At 26.0% G+C, this 1,599-nt stretch carries 1 protein-coding gene; it reads left to right on the top strand.

Annotated features, from left to right (window positions below):
* Positions 1–216 precede the first annotated feature (216 nt).
* Positions 217–1,599, top strand: a 1,383-nt coding sequence (locus NSA58_RS19880) for a glycogen/starch/alpha-glucan phosphorylase (protein ID WP_257560913.1), incomplete at its 3' end; no start/stop codon positions are given.

The following is a 1,599-nucleotide window of genomic DNA, read 5'->3' as shown; positions in this document are numbered from 1 at the left end:
AAAAATAATAAATAAAAAAAATTATAGATTAAATATTGTTGTAAAATAAAAGTTTATAAACTATAATAACTTTAAAACAATGATTCTAAAAGCGCATAATTAATATTAATTGTATAACTCAAACATTTTCTAATGTAGGAATAGATTTGAGTTTTATGGTAACGTTACCGAAAACGTTTCCATAAAATAAAAGGTGAATCAGAAAGGGGATTATCTGTGAATATATCACAAATGCTAAAAGTTAAGTGTAATAAAGATATTTCAGCTTGTTCAAATGAAGAAATTTACTTTGCATTATTAGAAATAGTACAAAACCTTGGAGCAAATAAGGTAAATGAAAAGCAAGAGAAAAAGAAACTATATTATATATCTGCAGAATTTTTAATTGGAAAATTATTATCTAATAACTTAATAAATCTAGGTATATACGATGAAGTTAAAAAAATTCTAGCTAATAATGGAAAAAATATAGCTGAAATAGAAGAAGTAGAACCAGAACCTTCTTTAGGAAATGGTGGACTTGGAAGATTAGCTGCGTGTTTTTTAGATTCTATAGCTACATTAGGACTTCCTGGAGATGGTATAGGATTAAATTATCATTTTGGGTTATTCAAACAAGTATTTAGAAATAACTTACAGATTGAAGAAAAAAATGAATGGATAGAAAAAAAAAGTTGGTTAAATAAAACGGATGTAACTTATGATATTGACTTTGATGGATTTACACTAAAGTCTAGACTATATGATATAAATGTTACAGGATATAATAACGTAACTAATAAGCTTCATTTATTTGATGTTGAAACAGTTGATGAAACTATAATAAATGGTGGTATTAACTTTGATAAAGAAAATGTTGAAAAGAATCTTACTTTATTCTTATATCCAGATGACAGTGATGAAAAAGGTCAACTTCTTCGTATTTACCAGCAGTATTTCATGGTAAGTAATGGAGCTAGATTTATATTAGATGAATGTATTGCAAAAGGATCTAACCTTTATGATTTATATGATTACGCTGTAATACAAATAAATGATACTCATCCAACAATGGTTATACCTGAACTTATACGCCTTTTAGTTGAAAAAGGAATAGAAATGGATAGAGCTATAGAAATAGTATCTAAAACTTGTGCTTATACTAACCATACAATATTGGCAGAAGCATTAGAAAAATGGCCAATAGCATATTTAGAAAAAGCTGTTCCTCAACTTGTACCAATAATTAAAGAACTAGATAGAAAAGTAAGAGAAAAATATAAAGATGAATCTTTATACATAATAGATAAAAATAAAAATGTTCATATGGCTCACATAGATATACATTACACATTTAGTGTAAATGGGGTTGCATCACTTCATACTGGTATATTAAAAAATAATGAATTAAATAACTTCTATGAGATATATCCAGAGAAATTTAATAATAAAACAAATGGTATAACCTTTAGAAGGTGGTTAATGCACTGTAATCCAGAATTAGCTGCTTTAATTGGAAAACTAATAGGATATGGATTTAAATCTGATGCAGAAAAACTACAAGATTTAATAAAATATATTGATGATGAGGAAGTACTTAAAGAAATATTAAATATTAAA

Origin of the sequence: Terrisporobacter muris (genome assembly GCF_024621905.1) — a bacterium.
Taxonomy (GTDB): domain Bacteria; phylum Bacillota; class Clostridia; order Peptostreptococcales; family Peptostreptococcaceae; genus Terrisporobacter; species Terrisporobacter muris.
The sequence above is the reverse complement of the archived record's forward strand: the minus strand, read 5'-3'. Positions and strand labels throughout refer to the sequence as shown.